The 15,434-nt window shown below is 56.6% G+C and carries 15 protein-coding genes; 8 read left to right on the forward strand and 7 right to left on the reverse strand.

Going from position 1 to position 15,434, the window contains the following annotated elements:
- Positions 1-36 precede the first annotated feature (36 nt).
- Positions 37-708 carry a phosphate signaling complex protein PhoU gene (gene phoU / locus VO84_RS15575; RefSeq protein WP_058188484.1) on the reverse strand — a complete coding sequence of 224 codons (672 nt, stop codon included), beginning with the start codon at positions 706-708 and terminating at the stop codon, positions 37-39.
- 194 nt (positions 709-902) lie between these two features.
- Between phoU and VO84_RS15580 the strand changes: the two genes are divergently transcribed.
- The 5 genes from VO84_RS15580 to VO84_RS15600 all read left to right on the forward strand — a co-directional run bounded on the left by VO84_RS15580 (position 903) and on the right by VO84_RS15600 (position 4,145).
- Positions 903-1,547 carry a flavin reductase family protein gene (locus VO84_RS15580; protein WP_058188485.1) on the forward strand — a complete coding sequence of 215 codons (645 nt, stop codon included), beginning with the start codon at positions 903-905 and terminating at the stop codon, positions 1,545-1,547.
- 116 nt (positions 1,548-1,663) lie between these two features.
- Positions 1,664-2,242, forward strand: coding sequence for a YceI family protein (locus VO84_RS15585; protein ID WP_058188486.1), 579 nt, complete (start codon positions 1,664-1,666; stop codon positions 2,240-2,242).
- A 70-nt stretch (positions 2,243-2,312) separates the two neighbouring features.
- Complete coding sequence (locus tag VO84_RS15590; RefSeq protein WP_157439914.1) at positions 2,313-2,837, forward strand: MarR family winged helix-turn-helix transcriptional regulator; 525 nt, start codon at positions 2,313-2,315, stop codon at positions 2,835-2,837.
- Positions 2,838-2,934: 97 nt separating this feature from the next.
- On the forward strand, positions 2,935-3,474 hold the full coding sequence (locus VO84_RS15595) for a type IV pilin protein (protein WP_058188488.1): 540 nt from the start codon (positions 2,935-2,937) through the stop codon (positions 3,472-3,474).
- Positions 3,471-4,145, forward strand: coding sequence for a LolA family protein (locus VO84_RS15600; protein WP_231737974.1), 675 nt, complete (start codon positions 3,471-3,473; stop codon positions 4,143-4,145). Before VO84_RS15595 ends, VO84_RS15600 begins: the two co-directional genes overlap by 4 nt.
- Positions 4,146-4,747: 602 nt before the next feature.
- Here VO84_RS15600 and VO84_RS22585 read toward each other — a convergent pair.
- Complete coding sequence (locus VO84_RS22585; protein WP_157439915.1) at positions 4,748-4,897, reverse strand: lmo0937 family membrane protein; 150 nt, start codon at positions 4,895-4,897, stop codon at positions 4,748-4,750.
- A gap of 269 nt (positions 4,898-5,166) precedes the next feature.
- Here VO84_RS22585 and VO84_RS15605 point away from each other — a divergent pair, with 269 nt between their 5' ends.
- Together VO84_RS15605 and VO84_RS15610 are read left to right on the forward strand one after the other, a co-directional pair.
- Positions 5,167-5,892 (forward strand): Crp/Fnr family transcriptional regulator, encoded by a 726-nt coding sequence (locus VO84_RS15605; RefSeq protein ID WP_058188489.1) that lies wholly within the window; start codon positions 5,167-5,169, stop codon positions 5,890-5,892.
- A 532-nt stretch (positions 5,893-6,424) separates the two neighbouring features.
- Complete coding sequence (locus tag VO84_RS15610; RefSeq protein WP_058188490.1) at positions 6,425-6,712, forward strand: hypothetical protein; 288 nt, start codon at positions 6,425-6,427, stop codon at positions 6,710-6,712.
- A gap of 112 nt (positions 6,713-6,824) precedes the next feature.
- On the opposite strand, the gene VO84_RS15615 is transcribed toward VO84_RS15610, so the two are convergent.
- From VO84_RS15615 to VO84_RS15630, 4 genes are all read right to left on the reverse strand, one after another.
- Positions 6,825-7,049 (reverse strand): hypothetical protein, encoded by a 225-nt coding sequence (locus VO84_RS15615; RefSeq protein WP_058188491.1) that lies wholly within the window; start codon positions 7,047-7,049, stop codon positions 6,825-6,827.
- A gap of 709 nt (positions 7,050-7,758) precedes the next feature.
- Positions 7,759-9,003: an ABC transporter permease gene (locus tag VO84_RS15620; RefSeq protein ID WP_058188492.1), complete on the reverse strand. Its 1,245-nt coding sequence runs from the start codon at positions 9,001-9,003 to the stop codon at positions 7,759-7,761.
- A 5-nt stretch (positions 9,004-9,008) separates the two neighbouring features.
- A complete protein-coding gene (locus VO84_RS15625) occupies positions 9,009-10,262 on the reverse strand; it encodes an ABC transporter permease (protein ID WP_058188493.1) in 1,254 nt (417 codons plus the stop codon).
- A 650-nt stretch (positions 10,263-10,912) separates the two neighbouring features.
- Positions 10,913-11,770 (reverse strand): 3-hydroxybutyryl-CoA dehydrogenase, encoded by an 858-nt coding sequence (locus VO84_RS15630; protein ID WP_082662023.1) that lies wholly within the window; start codon positions 11,768-11,770, stop codon positions 10,913-10,915.
- Positions 11,771-11,965: 195 nt separating this feature from the next.
- Between VO84_RS15630 and VO84_RS15635 the strand changes: the two genes are divergently transcribed.
- On the forward strand, positions 11,966-13,027 hold the full coding sequence (locus VO84_RS15635) for a G1 family glutamic endopeptidase (protein ID WP_157439916.1): 1,062 nt from the start codon (positions 11,966-11,968) through the stop codon (positions 13,025-13,027).
- A 742-nt stretch (positions 13,028-13,769) separates the two neighbouring features.
- Here the strand turns inward: VO84_RS15635 and gpmI are convergent.
- The gene (gpmI, locus tag VO84_RS15645; RefSeq protein WP_058188496.1) at positions 13,770-15,377 is read right to left on the reverse strand and encodes a 2,3-bisphosphoglycerate-independent phosphoglycerate mutase; all 1,608 of its coding nucleotides are present in this window, start codon (positions 15,375-15,377) and stop codon (positions 13,770-13,772) included.
- Positions 15,378-15,434 lie beyond the last annotated feature (57 nt).

Consider the following 15,434-nt stretch of genomic DNA (forward strand, 5'->3'; position numbering starts at 1 on the left):
AAGCGATTCGGGGCGCGGGTTTCAACCCGGAGAGCCTTAGTCTACCGACATGCTGAGCTGATGGCGAACATCGGCGCCGCGAATCCAGAAGATCACGTCTGTGGCGATATTCGATGCGTGGTCCGCAATGCGCTCCAGCGAACGGGAGACAAAGATTCCGTTCATAGCTTGCTGCGTATGCTGCGGCTCGGCCTGAATCATCGAGAGCAGGTCAGAGTGCGCGCGGCGATTCATGCGGTCCACTTCGTCGTCCATCTCTCGTACCGAGTCAGCCAGGCGCGCATCGCCATCCAGCAGCGACTGAATGGCAGAGCGGATCATGCGGCTGGTGCACTCGCCCATCGCGGTAAAGTCGACGGGCAGCTCTATCGGCTCAAGCACAAGCCCATCGCGTGTGCGGCGCGCCACGGCGAGCGACTGGTCACCAATGCGCTCCAGGTCGCCGTTGATCTTGATGACCGCAAGAATAAAGCGCAGGTCGATTGCCATGGGCTGCTCGCGGCTCAACAGCTCATACGCCATTTCGTCCAGCTCGCGCTGTGCCGTGTTGATGGCCGTTTCGTTCTGGCGCACATATTGGCAGAGACCCTGATCACGCGTGAGGTAGGCATACACGGCAGATTCCACCGCCTGCTGCGAAAGCGCAGCCATGGCGAGAATCTTGTCCTTTAACTCAGCAAGCTGCTGCTGGAAGTGAATGCGCGGCACGGGAACGGGTTCTCCTTCTAATGATTGTGCATGAATTCATGTTACACATCTGCAAATACGAATGTCACGCACCAGATCTGTCACTCGCCTCTGGCCCATTTAAGGACGAAGTTTCAATAGGTTACGCATCCGCATGATGGGCTTGAATTTGAGAGACGCGAAGCGTCCGGCGCAGTGCTTTAGCATCGAGTTGTATGTCGAACTCCGAAATTTCTCCAGTCGTTACGGTGAATCCCGCCGATTATGACGCTCGAAACATTTACAAGCTGATGACTGGCATCATTGTTCCGCGGCCAGTGGCTCTGGTCTCCACTGTGGACCGCAATGGCGTGGCCAATGTGGCTCCATTCAGCTTCTTCAATGGCGTGGGATCTGTGCCTCCTACGGTGCTTTTTTGCACGGTTTTGCGGCGGGACACTGGAAAACTACCCGCCCGCAAAGATTCGCTGAGCAATGTTGAGGAGACCGGCGAGTTTGTCATTAATGTTGTGAGCGCAGCCATTGCGGATGCGGCGAATGCCACCGCTGCTGAAGTTCCGCCGGAAGTGGACGAATTTGCGCTTGCCGGGCTCACTCCGGTGCCAAGCGAGGTGGTGAAGCCGCCGCGCGTTGGCGAGTCGCCGGCGCAGATGGAGTGCAAACTTCGGCAGGTAATCTATACCGGCAGGCACGCGGGTGCGGGAGTGGTTGTGTTGGGTGAAGTGGTGCGCTTTCACATCCGCCGAGATATTTTTGATGACTTTCGCGTGGACCCCGCCGGGCTGGACGCCGTGGGCCGCATGGCGGGCAATACCTGGGTGCGAACTCATGACCGGGTTGAGCTGGTGCGGCCTAAATAGTTCTTCTGGTCGGAAATAAAATAATATTTGTTGCAACGACTACCTCTGCGCGTGCATCCTTTGTACATAGCGTTTAACTGCGGCTTTTGGCCGCGAGCGAAAGGATTGAGGCATATATGAAGCGTTTGGCATTGGCAATCGGAGTTTTGGGGCTGGCGGCATCTCTAGCCGGAGCGCAGACCTCCACGTGGGCTGTGGACCCGGCGCACAGCGAAGTGGGCTTTGCGATCAAGCACATGGGGCTATCGACCGTGCGCGGGCATTTCAACAATGTGAAGGGCACAATTCTGTATGACGCCGCCGACATCTCGAAGTCGACCGTAAATGTAACCATTGATACGACGACGGTGGATACCGGCAACTCGGCGCGCGACACCCACCTCAAGACCGACGCGTTCTTCGATGTGACAAAGATTCCTACGGCGACGTTTGTGAGCACTAGTGTGAGCAAGAGCGGCACTCACCTGACTGTTGCCGGCAACCTGACCCTGCATGGCGTGACCAAGCCGGTAACACTGGATGTGGACGCCTCCACGACTCCGATGGAATCGCCCATGGACCACAAAACGCACACGGGCTTTTCCGCCACTACCACGATCAAGCGCACTGACTTCGGTATCGGCGCGAGCTTTCCTACGGCGGCCGTAGGCGATGACGTGCAGCTGACCATCGACATGGAAGCAATCAAGCAGTAACTAAGAAGAGCAAATTGCGCGGGACGCAGTGTGCGTTTCGCGCATTTCTCTTCATGAGAGATTCGATTTGGTGAGCCTGGGACAGGAAATCGCGCAGCAAAAGCCATTTGCCAGTGCGGCTGAGGAAGCGTTGTTGAATCTACTGCGTACCGCCGACGCGCTGCAGAGGGAGATGCACCTGCTGATCAAGCCGTGGGGCGTTACCTCCACGCAGTACAACGTGCTGCGGATTCTGCGCGGAGCGCAGCCGCAGGGGCTGACCTGCACCGCCATTGGCGAGCGCATGATTACCGCCGACCCAGATATCACCCGTCTGGTTGGCCGCCTGAAGGGCATCAAGCTTGTCCGCCAGCAGCGCGACAAGCAGGACCGCCGCGTAGTGTGGAACCACATCTCGGCGGAGGGACTCAAGCTGCTCGATCAGATGCATTCCACCATCGAGCGGGGTCCGGACGAAATGTTCTCGAAGCTGACTGAAGGCGACCGGACGGAGCTGATCCGGCTGCTGGAACTGGTGCGGAGCAGCCGCGGCATAAGCCGCGCTACGTGCGACGGCAGCCATGAGTCGCAATCCCCCTCTCAAGCTCAATCCTGAGCGTCATCTTTCCCTCATGCGTCTATAGGTTGTAGGATTCTCTTTGGCGGGCGTCTGTTTCCGGTCCGCTCACTGGCCTGGGAGGGCGTAAAAATCAATGACAGGCACGACTTATTTGAGCCGCCAGCGCAACGGCAGCGATCGCCGTACGCGCGAAAACGGCTTTACGCTGATGGAACTTCTAATTGTTATGGCCATCATCACCGTGCTGATGCTCATCGCCATCCCTTCCTATCTGAACTATGTGCGCCTGGCCAATGAAACCTCAGCGGTCAAGTCGATCCAGACCATCTCCCAGGCGCAGACGCAGTTCTCCATGCAGTACCCGGTGAGCGGTTATGCCTGCACGCTCACGGCGCTCGGTGGCGATCCGCAGTCCGGACCTCCGTCCGCTGAGACCGCTGAGATTCTGCCCCCCGATCTTGCCAGCGGCGTCAAATCCGGCTATCAGTTCGCTATCTCCAACTGCATCAAGAACAGCCAGAATGGCACCGACCGCGTTACGGGTTTTACGATCATCGCGCAGCCCATTACCGTGCGTAAAACCGGCAACAGGACCTTCTGCAGCGACGAGTCCGGGCAGATCAAGTTCGATCCCGCCGGCGGCACGAATTGCACAGTGTCGCTCGGCCAGTGATCAGGTTGAAATCCAATCTGCGCCACTTTTTGCTGGCGGCTGCGGTGCTATGCCTGCCTACTGTAGCTCAGCAGCCGTCTGTGCATGACCCATCTGTTCACGATTTGGCTCAGCGCGTGGACCGGCGCTACAACCAGCTTCACTCGCTGAAGGCGCAGTTCACGGAGAGCTACGAGGGCCTGGGCATGAAGCGCAGCGAGGCCGGTACGCTGCTGTTGCTCAAGCCTGGGCGCATGCGGTGGGACTACTCATCGCCTGCGGGAAAACTCTTTCTGCTTGATGGCAAATATGCGTGGTTTTACACGCGGGGCGCGGCGCAGGTACAGCGCATGGAGTCCAAAAAACTGGACGATCTGCGGTCCCCGCTGAGGTTTCTGCTGGGCCACACGCAGCTTGAAAAGGAACTGACCAATATTGCGATTACTCCCGCTCCCAACGGCCGCTTTACGCTTACCGGCCAACCAAAGGGACAGGAGAGCCGTGTGCCGAAGCTTGCGCTGACGGTTACTGCCGAGGGCTCCATTACCCGCATTGAGATCGACGAGGCTGACGGCGCTGTCACGCGGTTTACCTTTACGGACGAGCAACCCAATGCTGCGGTTCCAGAAGGGGCGTTTCACTTTACTCCGCCTGCCGGAGTGCCTGTGATGGATTCGCTACCGCCGGTTTAGGGAATTACAGAATCTGTGAGGAAAAAGCGGGTCTGTAAGATGTTATCTGGTTATTTTTCATAGATATAAGACTCTACGAGGCTCACAGATTTACAGAATTACAGATTCTGTACCGAGCGAAATTTTGCGTTTTTCTGTTTTCTATGTCTATTAAGTATATTATTTTCATGTATTTGCGATCTATTTTTTACCGAAAAAAGCGTGCGAAAATGCGGTCAAAATGCGGTGAAAATGCATCTTTTGCGCCGATTTTCAACCGGGTCTGAAGCCTCATTTTTTCTGGCCATGGTGTTCCGGAGCCTAAAGGCTCCGGCTCCCTCCGTTAAGAGCGGCGGAAAATACGAAGGCCCGGTCGTTGAGGACCGGGCCTTTTTTTCACTTCAAAATGAGTATGGCATAGATGGCGGTAATTTTGTGCAAACTATCTGGGAGAAATTTTGGCGCGATAAGGAGCTGACACGGAATAAAGAGAATCTGCTTCCGTGGTATTCCCAGGTCCCAGAAGCAGGGCCCCGGCTACGCTCAGGGCAGGCTCCGGGGCACCCAGTTTTCGCGGGGGAACGGGCGACTTTAGACCTGAGCCACCCGCCTGCCTGCAGCATTCACAGGCCGCGTCTGCGTCCGATAAACAGGTTGTAGATCAGGACTATCACCGCGACGACAAGCAGCAGGTGAATGAGACTTCCCGCGATGTGAAAACTGAAACCCAGAAGCCACAAAACCACGAGGATAACAATGATTGTCCAAAGCATATATTCCTTCTTTCTGCATGGCGGGCGCACACGGTATTTCGACGATAGAGAGATAGCTTGCAGGCAGTCTGAGCAATAGTGCTCAGAGATGGAATGGAAACGCAGCGGAGAGCGCCTTTCACTGAAAATAGTGGAATGGTGTATAAAACGAGACAGACTACCCACTGGACCCATGAAAAACTTAAATCGGGGACGCTGCGTCTACCGCACAGCGTTCCAGGATGAGGTTGCTTTCATTGTGAAGATACTGACCGGAAGGAGGCTATTTGATGGCTCTCGCTATTCCGACTTCATTTGACCCAGCGACATTCTTGGCAAATGCGGGCCTGGGTCGAAGAATCGTCGAACTGATGCCGGGTGAGAACTTCTTCTCCCAAGGCGACTCAGCAGACTCCGTCTTTTATCTTCAGAAGGGCCGCGCCAAGGTGATGGTCGTTTCGAAAGTTGGCAAAGAAGCCACTATCATGCTTCTCTCTGCATGCGATTTTGTTGGAGAAGAGGCGCTTGCAGCTGTCGGAGGGCTAAGACTGACCACGGCTACCGCCGTCACCGCCTGCACCGCACTTAAAATCATGAAAGAAGAGATGATCCGCGTAATGCATGAGGAACATGCGTTCTCAGATCTCTTCCTTACATTTCTGCTGGCCCGCAGCATGCGCACTCAGGCCGATCTTGTAGACCAACTTTTCAACTCCAGTGAAAAGCGTTTGGCGCGGATTCTCCTATTGATGGCGGAGTTTGGCAAACCCGGAGAACCAGAGACACTGATTCCGAAGATCACGCAGGAGACACTGGCCGAGATGATCGGCACGACACGGTCTCGCGTCAGCTTTTTTATGAACCGGTTCCGCAAACTGGGCTTTATTGATTACAACGGCCGTATCCGCGTACATAAATCTCTGCTCAACGTGGTTCTGCACGATCAACTGCCGGAAGATCATGCCATGAAGCCTGAGCTTTCCGTGACTCCACGAAGTCGATTAAATCCCTCCTAGGCCAGCGCCGCCCATTCAGCGTGTGCAATATAGAACAGCACAGGGTTCTCCGCAATGGGATACTCACTCCATTCCCTCGGATTGCAGCCCGTGTGGCGTATTGTGAGCAAAAATGAACAGACGCGTTCAGGCTGCGTGATTACGATTCCGCTACTAGCCCAAAACCTAAAAGTGGGAGGAGTACGCGATGTTATCTCCAGCGAAATTCCATCACAGGCAAACCAAATACGGAGGCCACGATTCGATTTGTTCCGCGTGCCTTAGGACAGTGGCATGGGTTGAGTTTGAATGGGAGTTGGTCCCTCTTGAATCTGCGCACGTTTGCGATCCAGTGAATCTGTATTGGATGAGTCAAGGACGGGTGTCTGCACTCGTGCCTGATCAGGCAGTTGCGCCCAGTTGCCGTCGAGTGGCGGCAGAGAATAATGCGACGGGTGAATGAGCGGGATAGCCCTGGCAATACAGGACAGTGCATCTCAAAACAGTTTTCCGGCAATATTACTACCGTTGTGATAGTAGAGAAGGGGCTGAGATGAGCCAATATGCAGAATTGCTGGTTTCGACTGATGGCGAATACGTCAGTCTATTGATGAAATCCTTGGTCGCTTTAGAGGAGTTGCAACTGGCCTGGCAGGTAAAGACCAAACATAACCTGGAAGGTCCTGACAACGGGGCAACGATGATATTGCGGGGAGAGCCTATGCGTATCGCAGATAGCTGGACGAAGGATGTAGCACACGATCCCTCACACCTAAATATTTGCATAACAGCTTTCCTCGGACGCGGCGCGTCCAGCGAGTACATAGATAAGACCTTTTAGCACTGTGGCGCGGCAGTGGGCTGCCGTGTGTAAGGCCAATCGCTGCGGCAGTCTCAATTAGTTAGGCCTTCGGCCTCGCGGCGTATAGCGTCTACGATTGCGTCGGTTTCTTCTAGGTAGGCCGGGAAGTGTCTCCCAATGAAGTTGTTAGGCGTGATGCCAGTTTTTGAGCCTCATTTTTATACATCCAGAACTTCATCTCCTTGATGTTTCCCCTCCGCATTTCTTCTAGCGATTCGAAATAATTACACTTCAACGTCAGCACCCCTCCATTGCCGCCGTCTGCCTCTTCGACATTCGTTTTTTGAAGAAATGAAAAATCTTCTAAATCAACCACGATGTAAGTCCTCCGATGGCACAGCTCCTAAGTGATTCGATGAGGATTTAGGCCGGTCGCAATACTGGCATCGGCCTACGAAACATCCACAAAAGTAATGCATATGAAGATCATTGGTAAGAGTATCTATCGGAGGACGCTGCGGATTGTGAGCAAAATTGCTCAGAATCATTGGTTCAACGCGATTATTATTCTGCTGCCAGCCCAAAAATCCAGCAGCGGAAAGACGCGCGATGTTATCTCAAGCGAAATTCCATCACAGGCACAACAAATACGGAGGCCACGATTCGATTTGTACCGCGTGCCTTATGACGGTGGCGTTGGTCCAGCATGAATGGGAGTTGGCTTCTCTTGAATCCGTCCACATTTGCGATCCAGTCAATCTGTATCGGATTAGTCAAGGAAGGGTGTCCGAACTTATAGGAGATCAAGGGGTTGAGGCCAGTGGCCTGCTAACGGCTCGACGCGATATGCCTTCATAGTCCTCGCGCTCAGATGATGAGTGGACAGTGGTTGTGAAATGGCTCTAAGGCTTCATCATGCCTGGCATCAGCCATGCTGGATGGCATCATAAAGCGCATTGCTGACGCGCAGCGGAAGAGATGGGCAGCAAACAAGAAAGCATAGAGAATTGCAGGAGAGCATCCGCTAAGGCTGCGACAGCGCGTGTGAAGCATGCGTCTGCTTCGTCTTCGGGAATGCTTTCGCTTTACTCGTATCTCAGCGCTTCAATGGGGTCTAGATTGGCTGCACGAATTGCCGGGATCATTCCGCTTACGAGGCCTGTGAGCATGAGGATTACTGTGGCGACAATGACCGATGCGGGCGAGATTGCTAGTTGTATATCGGCGTTCTCTGCGTGCAGTGCGATGTTGCTGTAGAAGGGAATTCTTCCGACGGCGAGCGAGACCAGATAGGCGAGTGCGATGCCGGTGACGCCGCCGACTGCCGTAATGGCCAGCGCTTCGGCAAGGAACTGCGTGAGGATGTGCTGCTTGCGCGCGCCGAGCGCCTTTTCTATGCCAATCTCTTTGGTGCGTTGCTGCACGGCAACGAGCATGATGTTCATGAGCCCGATACCCGCAATGCCCAGCGTGAGCGCGCCCACGAGCGACAGCAGCACCTGCAGCGCCAACGACAAGATGCTGAACTGGTGGAGCTGACTCATGAGGTTCGCGACATGCACGGCTTCATGGTCTGTGGGGCGAAAGTGATGCGCTGCGCCAAGGGCCGTGCGCGTGGTCTGCTCTATCATCTGGTAGTCGCCTTGATAGTCGAACCAGAGGCCGCCAAGATACTTGGTGTCCACGAGGTCGCTCATGGTGCTGAAGGGCACGTAGACTTGGCGGTTGGCGTCGTTGTCTTCACCGCCCTCCTGCATCTTGGGCTTGAGCACGCCGATGATGGTGAAGTGCACGCCGTTGAGCCGGATGGTTTCGCCGAGCGCCCAGCCGCCGGAGAAGAGCTTTGTTTTGGCCTCTGAGCCAATGACGCATACGTGCGCGCGCTGTTCTTCTTCCTGACCGTTATAGAAGCGGCCTTGATCGAGGTCCAGCTTCCAAATGTCCTGAAAGACGGGGCGCACGCCGTTGATGGTCCATGTGTAGGAGTGCAGATCGTTCTGCACTGTCACGTCTTTGTATGCTGCTGGAGAGATCCGCCGAAGGCCGGGCACCGAAATCATCAGACGGTCTACATCGTCGAGCGTGAGGCGTACCTGTGCGCCGGCCTTTTCGCCGCCGGCCTGCTCACTGGTCTTGCCCGGAAAGACGCCGATGGTGTTGGTGCTCCACTGCGCGAAGATGGCCTGAATGGCATTAGCAAAGCCCGCGCCGTAAGCCAGCAGCAGCACCACTGTGGCAATACCCCACGCCATGCCGGCGATGGTGATGAGGGTGCGGCGACGGTTGAAGAGCATGGCATCCCATGCCTGGCCGAGAATGTCTTTGAGCATCGCCTTTACTCTCTCCGCAGCGCTTCAATTGGATCCATTGCCGCCGCTTTGCTTGCCGGATACAGTCCTGCCACTACGCCGCAGAGCACCAGCGAGCCCATTGCCAGCGCCGCGGACCACGGGACGAGTCTAGGCGGATCGAAGCCCGGAATTGCGCCCGTAAAGAGTGCCTGCAATGTCTCCATAAATGCAGCCGAGACCGCGATCCCGATTGCGCCGCTTACGCCTGTGAGCAGGAGGCCCTCCCAGAAGAATTGCGAGAGAATGCTCAGCTGCGTTGCGCCCAGGGCCTTGCGCAGGCCGATTTCGCGTGTACGCTCAGTTACGGAGACCAGCATGATGTTTACGATTCCTACCGCGCCGAGCGAGAGCGTCACGATGCCGACGCCGCCGAGAAAGACATCCATGGCCGTAAAGATTGCGCCTACCATCTTTCCGGTGCGGATCGTATCCCACTCATCGAATGCGTCCGCCATATTCGGATCGAAGCCGTGACGCTCCGCAATGACGCGGTGCACGGCTGCGATGGCTGCTGCTGAATCGCCATGTATTGCGGGCTGGTATTGGATGGAGGTCAGCGCATCCTGGGGAATGTTTTCTCCCTTGACTGGAAAGAGCTCATGCATGGTGGTGACGGGGATGTAAATCTTCTGGTCGTCGGAGTCGTTGTTGCCACGTGCCAGAGATGCTAGTGTGCCTACGATGCGGAACTCTGTGCCATTGATGGTGATGGCTTCGCCGAGAAAGGGACGGCCGGGAAAGAGCAGATGCGTGGTCTTATAGCCGAGCACGGCCACGCGCCGCCGGTCGGCGAGATCATCACTGTTTAGAAAGCGGCCCTGCGACAGAGGAATGTTGCGAACGATGGGGTAGGTGGTGTCCACACCCATGACGCGGCTAGAGGTGTTGCTCCACTGGCTCACTTCGTACAGGTCGGTCCGCTGGAGTTCCATCGTGAGTCCGCGTAGTTCCGGCAGGCTGCGCAGCGCCTCGGCGTCGCGCAAGGTGAGCTGATAAGGGCGCATGCCGGTGTGCTGGTTTGCTACGGCGGGAATGGTGCCGTTCCACATCATCACCAGGTCGTCGCCGAGCGTGGCCATATTTCTGTGCTGGCCGGATCGGAAGCCTTCTCCGAGGCCTACCAGTACCAATAGCGAGCCTACGCCCCATGCGATGCCGAACATGGTCAAGAAGCTACGCAGCTTGTTGGCTACGATGGCGCGAAAGACCTGGCTGAGCGTGTCGGAGAAATTCTGCATGGCGGTAAGACGCTGTTTTGCAGCGTATGTTTGTTGGTACGCAGAATGGGGCGGAGCAGTTCCGTGCTATTGGCCAAGGAAGAAGCCCAACCGAGAGCATTGAGTCAAGATGACTTGCCAGAGATATTCATGCCCGTCGACCGCCTGCGATCCTGAATCGTTCTTACCGGATTTTTCGGCAAAAAACACCAACGAATGCCAACCTGGGTGGGTCAGCTGGTAACGAAAATGCTCATTTCACTCTAAACAGTAATGATTGTGAAAACAGCTGTTGCTTGACCACCAGAAGCCCCCGAGGCGAGGACAGAAAAAGTAACGCTGGTCACATTGTCTGCTGCCAAGACACCCGGGAGATTGCCTGGATTGACTACCTGATCATTGGACCCCGCAACTGTGTACGACGGAATATATGTAGCGGCAGACACCGGTATTGAGTCTGTGTGATTCCAAACCATGGATAAACAGCTCGTAGCGATGATCCTTGAATTCGGCGCGTCAAGCGAAATTAAAAAATTTTGCGGACCTGCCCCGACGATAGCGGTACCCCAACCTACTTGCACACCCATAACTCTTCCTCCTCATCCATACAGAGTTTGATAGTGATGTATTGTGCTGCAGCCGTCAGTACCGTTTCAACTGTTGTGCAAGCACTATTTTGGATAGGTGTAGAAGCCGCGGCCGGATTTGCGACCCTTCCAGCCGGCGTCCACCATCTTTATTAGTAGCGGGCAGGGGCGAAACTTGGGGTCGCCGTGGCCTTCGTGCAGGACGCGGAGGATGTCCACGCACACGTCGAGGCCGATGAAGTCGGCTAACGTGAGGGGGCCCATTGGGTGCGCCATGCCTAGTTTGAAGACCTGGTCGATGGCTTCCGGTGTGGCTACGCCTTCCATGACGGCGAAGGCTGCTTCGTTGATGAGGGGCATCAGGACGCGGTTGGAGACGAAGCCGGGCGCGTCGTTGACTTCTACCGGTGTTTTGCCCAGCTGGATCGATAGTTCGCTGACCTTTGCGTAGGTTTCGTCGCTAGTCTGAAGGCCGCGGATTACCTCTACCAGCGTCATTACCGGCACGGGATTGAAGAAGTGCATTCCGATGACGTTTTGTGGGCGCTGGGTGAGAGCGGCGAGTTTGGTGATGGAGATGGATGAGGTGTTGGTGGCCAGGATGGCGGATGCGGGAAGGATTTCGTCGAGGGAGCGGAAGATTTCGGCTTTGAGTTCGTAGCGTTCCGTGGCTGCTTCGATAGCGAAATCGGCGGATGAGAGCGCAGCGCGGTCGGCTGTGGGTGTGATGCGTTCGAGGGCGGCTTCGATATCAGTTACCGCCAGCTTGCCTTTGGCTGCTTCGCGGGCGAGGTTGGCGCGGATGGATTCGATGGCGTGATCGAGTTGATGTTGCGCCACGTCGCAGAGCAGGACCTGGAAGCCGGAGCGGGCGAAAACATGCGCTATGCCTGAACCCATTGTGCCTGCGCCTACTACGCCTACTGTTTTGATCTCTGACACTTAACCCTCCTTGCCAGAGTGGAGTTTAGCAGGCGCCGCCCGCGCCGGCTTTTTGCGGCCGCGCCATCTTGCTTCTATATCTGTTTGGAAATTGTTGGGCGCATATCCGCCCTTTTCATCGCGTATTACGTTGCTGGCTCTCCTGCTACTGCGGACGCCTTTGACATCGCGGTTCCTTGGTGCCAGTATCGTACGATGAAAAACTTCGATGAAGCGGAATTCCGCCGGGCCTTGCCGTTTGATGTCGTCCCGACTGGCATCTCCGGCGTCTTCGATGTCCCTCCGCCCCCACCGGGCTTTGATCCGCGCACCGCGACCGCGGAGGAATTACGCAGCGCTGGGATGCGTTGGCGGCGCTCTGTCGCCAACCGCAACCCGATCGCCCGCGCGCTCTGGGAACGCGTGACTACACGAAGTGACGCGCCAGTGAGCGAAACCGTTGCACCCTACCGCCCATCGTCATACCCGATGCTCCCCGCGCGCCGGCGTCGGCGGCTTCCAGACGAAAACGAATTCAGCTGGGCCGGCGCGGTTGTCCCAACCGGTAACTGGACCGCCGTCAGCGGCCTTTGGGTCGTCCCGACACTTAGCCAGGGATCGCAGCCGGCAACGACCATAAACTATCCAAACGGCGAGTTTTTCACGGGCTGGTGGCTGTCCACCTGGCTTGGCCTCGACGGCTATGCACCGAATAACTCCAACGACATCCTGCAGGTCGGCATCGCGCAGCAGATCGACGAAAATAACAATGCGTACGCCTGGGCATGGTACGAATGGTGGCTCGAAAATCCGACGAAAAGCTCGCCCGATTACGTGAATGCCCAGACAATCACGGGCCTCAATGTGTCCCCCGGCGACACGATCCTCGCCATGGTCTCCTACGTCGGCAGCACGGCAGGTCAGGTCATGCTTTTGAACGTCAGTCAATGGGCGGCTGACAACTACAGTTTCGGAGCGGGCAACCACTTCAATAAAGTCCTCGCTCCGCCGCCTACTGCTGACTTCAACGGCACCTCCGCCGAATGGATCGCAGAAGATCCCGGCGGCGGCGAGCCCACCTATACCCTCGCTGGGTTTACTCCGATTGACTTCACAGGCGCGCTCGCCTGCAATTGCGCCAGCGATCTCTCCAGCATGGACTGGGCCAACCCTTCCTCAGGCGTTCCAGTAGAAATCGAGAGTGCAGGGACGCCTCCTGCCACCTTGACCGCAACCACTGTCGGCGAGGGTACAGTGACGGTCACATATGTGGGCTGAGCGTGCCTTTCGCGCTGGATGCTTTACTACCATCCCTTCAGATAGCGCCAGTTTCCGAGAAGAACGATTGCGGGAATGAGCATCCCGCCGCCAAAGATGATGTTGATCAGGGTCCATGGTAGGGGAACTGAGATTATTGATCCGATGATCAGGCACAATGCGGAAGCAATGGAACCAAGTGTCACGATGATCGCTGCAGATTTTCGTCCGTAGAGCAAACCGATTCCGAGAAGGCACAAAGGCAGGCACATCGTGGCTATCAGAATTGATAGCGACCTAAGAATATGCCTGTTCTGCGAGATGATGCGCCAACAGGCCAAGTCGAACAAAGCAAAGATTGCCGCGAGGATGAATAGAAGACATCCAACAGCTCTCACTGCTGGCATGATGGATTACTCCCTCCATACGCGTAGTTCATGGAAGCCGGAGATTGGATGTTGACTGAGGATTTTCCACGGGAACTATTGAGCGGCTTCTGAAATACACAGACGCATGTATTCAAAATCCGCTCAATATAGAGATTGTGGTACCCGGCGTCGTGCGGGAACAGAGGAAAGACAAAAGCAAGAACAACCGCAGGTCCTTCGACTCGTTTGGTCGCGTAGCGGCCAAACTTCGCTCAGGATGACAGCGTTTTTTAAATTGGTTCTCTCAAGATGACATGCAACTGTGGGAGATCGGGAGGGAATGCTATCCCACCCATGGCGTATAAAGACGCGCCATGGATGGGGCACCCGGCTTCTTATCCGGCGATAGGGGTGCGGAGGTCGCCGCCGGTCATTTCTTTGGGGAGGCCCAGGTCGAGGAGGGCCAACAGGGTTGGGGAGATGTCGCGGAGTGCGCCGTCTGGTCTGAGCGTGAAATGCTCGGCGTCTTCGCCTACGTATATGAACGGCACCGGGTTGGTGGTGTGGGCGGTGTGTGGGCCGCCGCTTGCGGGATCGACCATGAGCTCGGCGTTGCCGTGGTCGGCGGTGATGAGCCAGTTGCCGTTGCGGCGGCGGACGGCTTCGTAGATTCGTCCCAGCTGGGCATCGACTACTTCGCAGGCGCGGATGGTGGGCTCGAGTTTGCCGCTGTGGCCGACCATGTCGGCGTTGGCGAAGTTGGCGACGATGAGGTCGAAGGCCGTGTCGTTGACGGCGTTTACGATGATGTCGCCGATGGCTTCGGCCTTCATCTCGGGGGCGAGGTCGTAGGTGGCGACTTTGAGCGAGGGAACGAGATTGCGGTCTTCGCCGGGGAAGGGGACCTCAATGCCGCCGTTGAAGAAGTAGGTGACGTGGGCGAACTTCTCCGTCTCTGCTACGCGGAGGTTGCGGAGCGAATGCGCGGAGAGAATGTTGGCGAGGATGTTATCCATCGATTCGGGCGGGATGACGAGTGGGAGTGAGTAGAGCTTGTCGTACTGCGTCATGCAGAGGTAGTGGATGTTCTTTGGGAGCTCGGAGCGCGGGATGATTTCATCGAGTGATTCCCATGCATCGAGGTCGCGGCCACCGTTTTTGTTGAGGCTGCTTTCGCGGGCGAGGACGCGGGTGATCTGGCGGGCGCGGTCGGCGCGGAAGTTGAAGTTGATGCAGACATCTTCATCACGGATCTGCGCGACCGGCTTCCCGGCGGCATCCGTAACGACGAAGGGAATCAGGAACTCGTCGGTGACGCCGTTGTTGTAGTTCTCCTTGATTTTTGCGATGGGGTCGGAGGTTGCGCCACCTTCGGCTTTTCCGGTGACCATGGCTTCAAAGGCCAGGCGCTCGCGCTCCCAGCGCTTGTCGCGGTCCATGGCGTAGTAGCGACCGGAGACGGATGCGAGCTTGCCGATGCCGTACTCGCGCATCTTCTGCTCAAGTGCGGCGATGTAGCCTGCGCCGGAGGTGGGCAGCGTGTCGCGGCCATCCATGAAGGCGTGGACGTAGACGCGGTCGAGCTTGTACTCGCGGGCGGCGCGAAGCAGGGCGTAGAGATGATTCTGGTGCGAGTGCACGCCGCCGTCAGAGACGAGGCCGAAGAGGTGAAGCTGGCGACCATTTTCGCGGGCGCGGTGCATGGCCTGCGCGATGGCGGGATCTTTGGAGAATTCATTGGCGGCGATCATGGCATCAATGCGCGTGATGTCCATCCGCACGACGCGGCCTGCGCCGATATTGAGGTGCCCGACTTCGCTGTTGCCCATCTGGCCGTCGGGCAGGCCGACGAAGTGCTCGGAGGCGCGGATGAGCGTGTTGGGGAACTCGCGCAGGAGCTTGTCGTAAGTGGGCTTGCAGGCCAGAGCGATGGCGTTGTTGGCGGTTTCGGCGCGATAGCCCCATCCGTCAAGGATGGTGAGAACGAGAGGACGCTTGGACACGACGAGAGTGCTCCTGAATCGATTAAAGATGCAGGTTCAGGATAAATGGTGGGTGTG

Source organism: Occallatibacter gabretensis (assembly GCF_001449115.1).
Taxonomy (GTDB): Bacteria; Acidobacteriota; Terriglobia; order Terriglobales; family Acidobacteriaceae; genus Telmatobacter; species Telmatobacter gabretensis.

Coding starts and splice junctions, on each gene's coding strand:
- VO84_RS15625 (WP_058188493.1), bottom strand. CDS start 10,262: ATGCAGAATTTCTCCGACACGCTCAGCCAGGTCTTTCGCGCCATCGTA.
- VO84_RS15610 (WP_058188490.1), top strand. CDS start 6,425: ATGAGCCAATATGCAGAATTGCTGGTTTCGACTGATGGCGAATACGTC.
- VO84_RS22585 (WP_157439915.1), bottom strand. CDS start 4,897: ATGCTTTGGACAATCATTGTTATCCTCGTGGTTTTGTGGCTTCTGGGT.
- VO84_RS15605 (WP_058188489.1), top strand. CDS start 5,167: ATGGCTCTCGCTATTCCGACTTCATTTGACCCAGCGACATTCTTGGCA.
- VO84_RS15595 (WP_058188488.1), top strand. CDS start 2,935: ATGACAGGCACGACTTATTTGAGCCGCCAGCGCAACGGCAGCGATCGC.
- VO84_RS15620 (WP_058188492.1), bottom strand. CDS start 9,003: ATGCTCAAAGACATTCTCGGCCAGGCATGGGATGCCATGCTCTTCAAC.
- VO84_RS15635 (WP_157439916.1), top strand. CDS start 11,966: ATGAAAAACTTCGATGAAGCGGAATTCCGCCGGGCCTTGCCGTTTGAT.
- VO84_RS15580 (WP_058188485.1), top strand. CDS start 903: ATGTCGAACTCCGAAATTTCTCCAGTCGTTACGGTGAATCCCGCCGAT.
- VO84_RS15585 (WP_058188486.1), top strand. CDS start 1,664: ATGAAGCGTTTGGCATTGGCAATCGGAGTTTTGGGGCTGGCGGCATCT.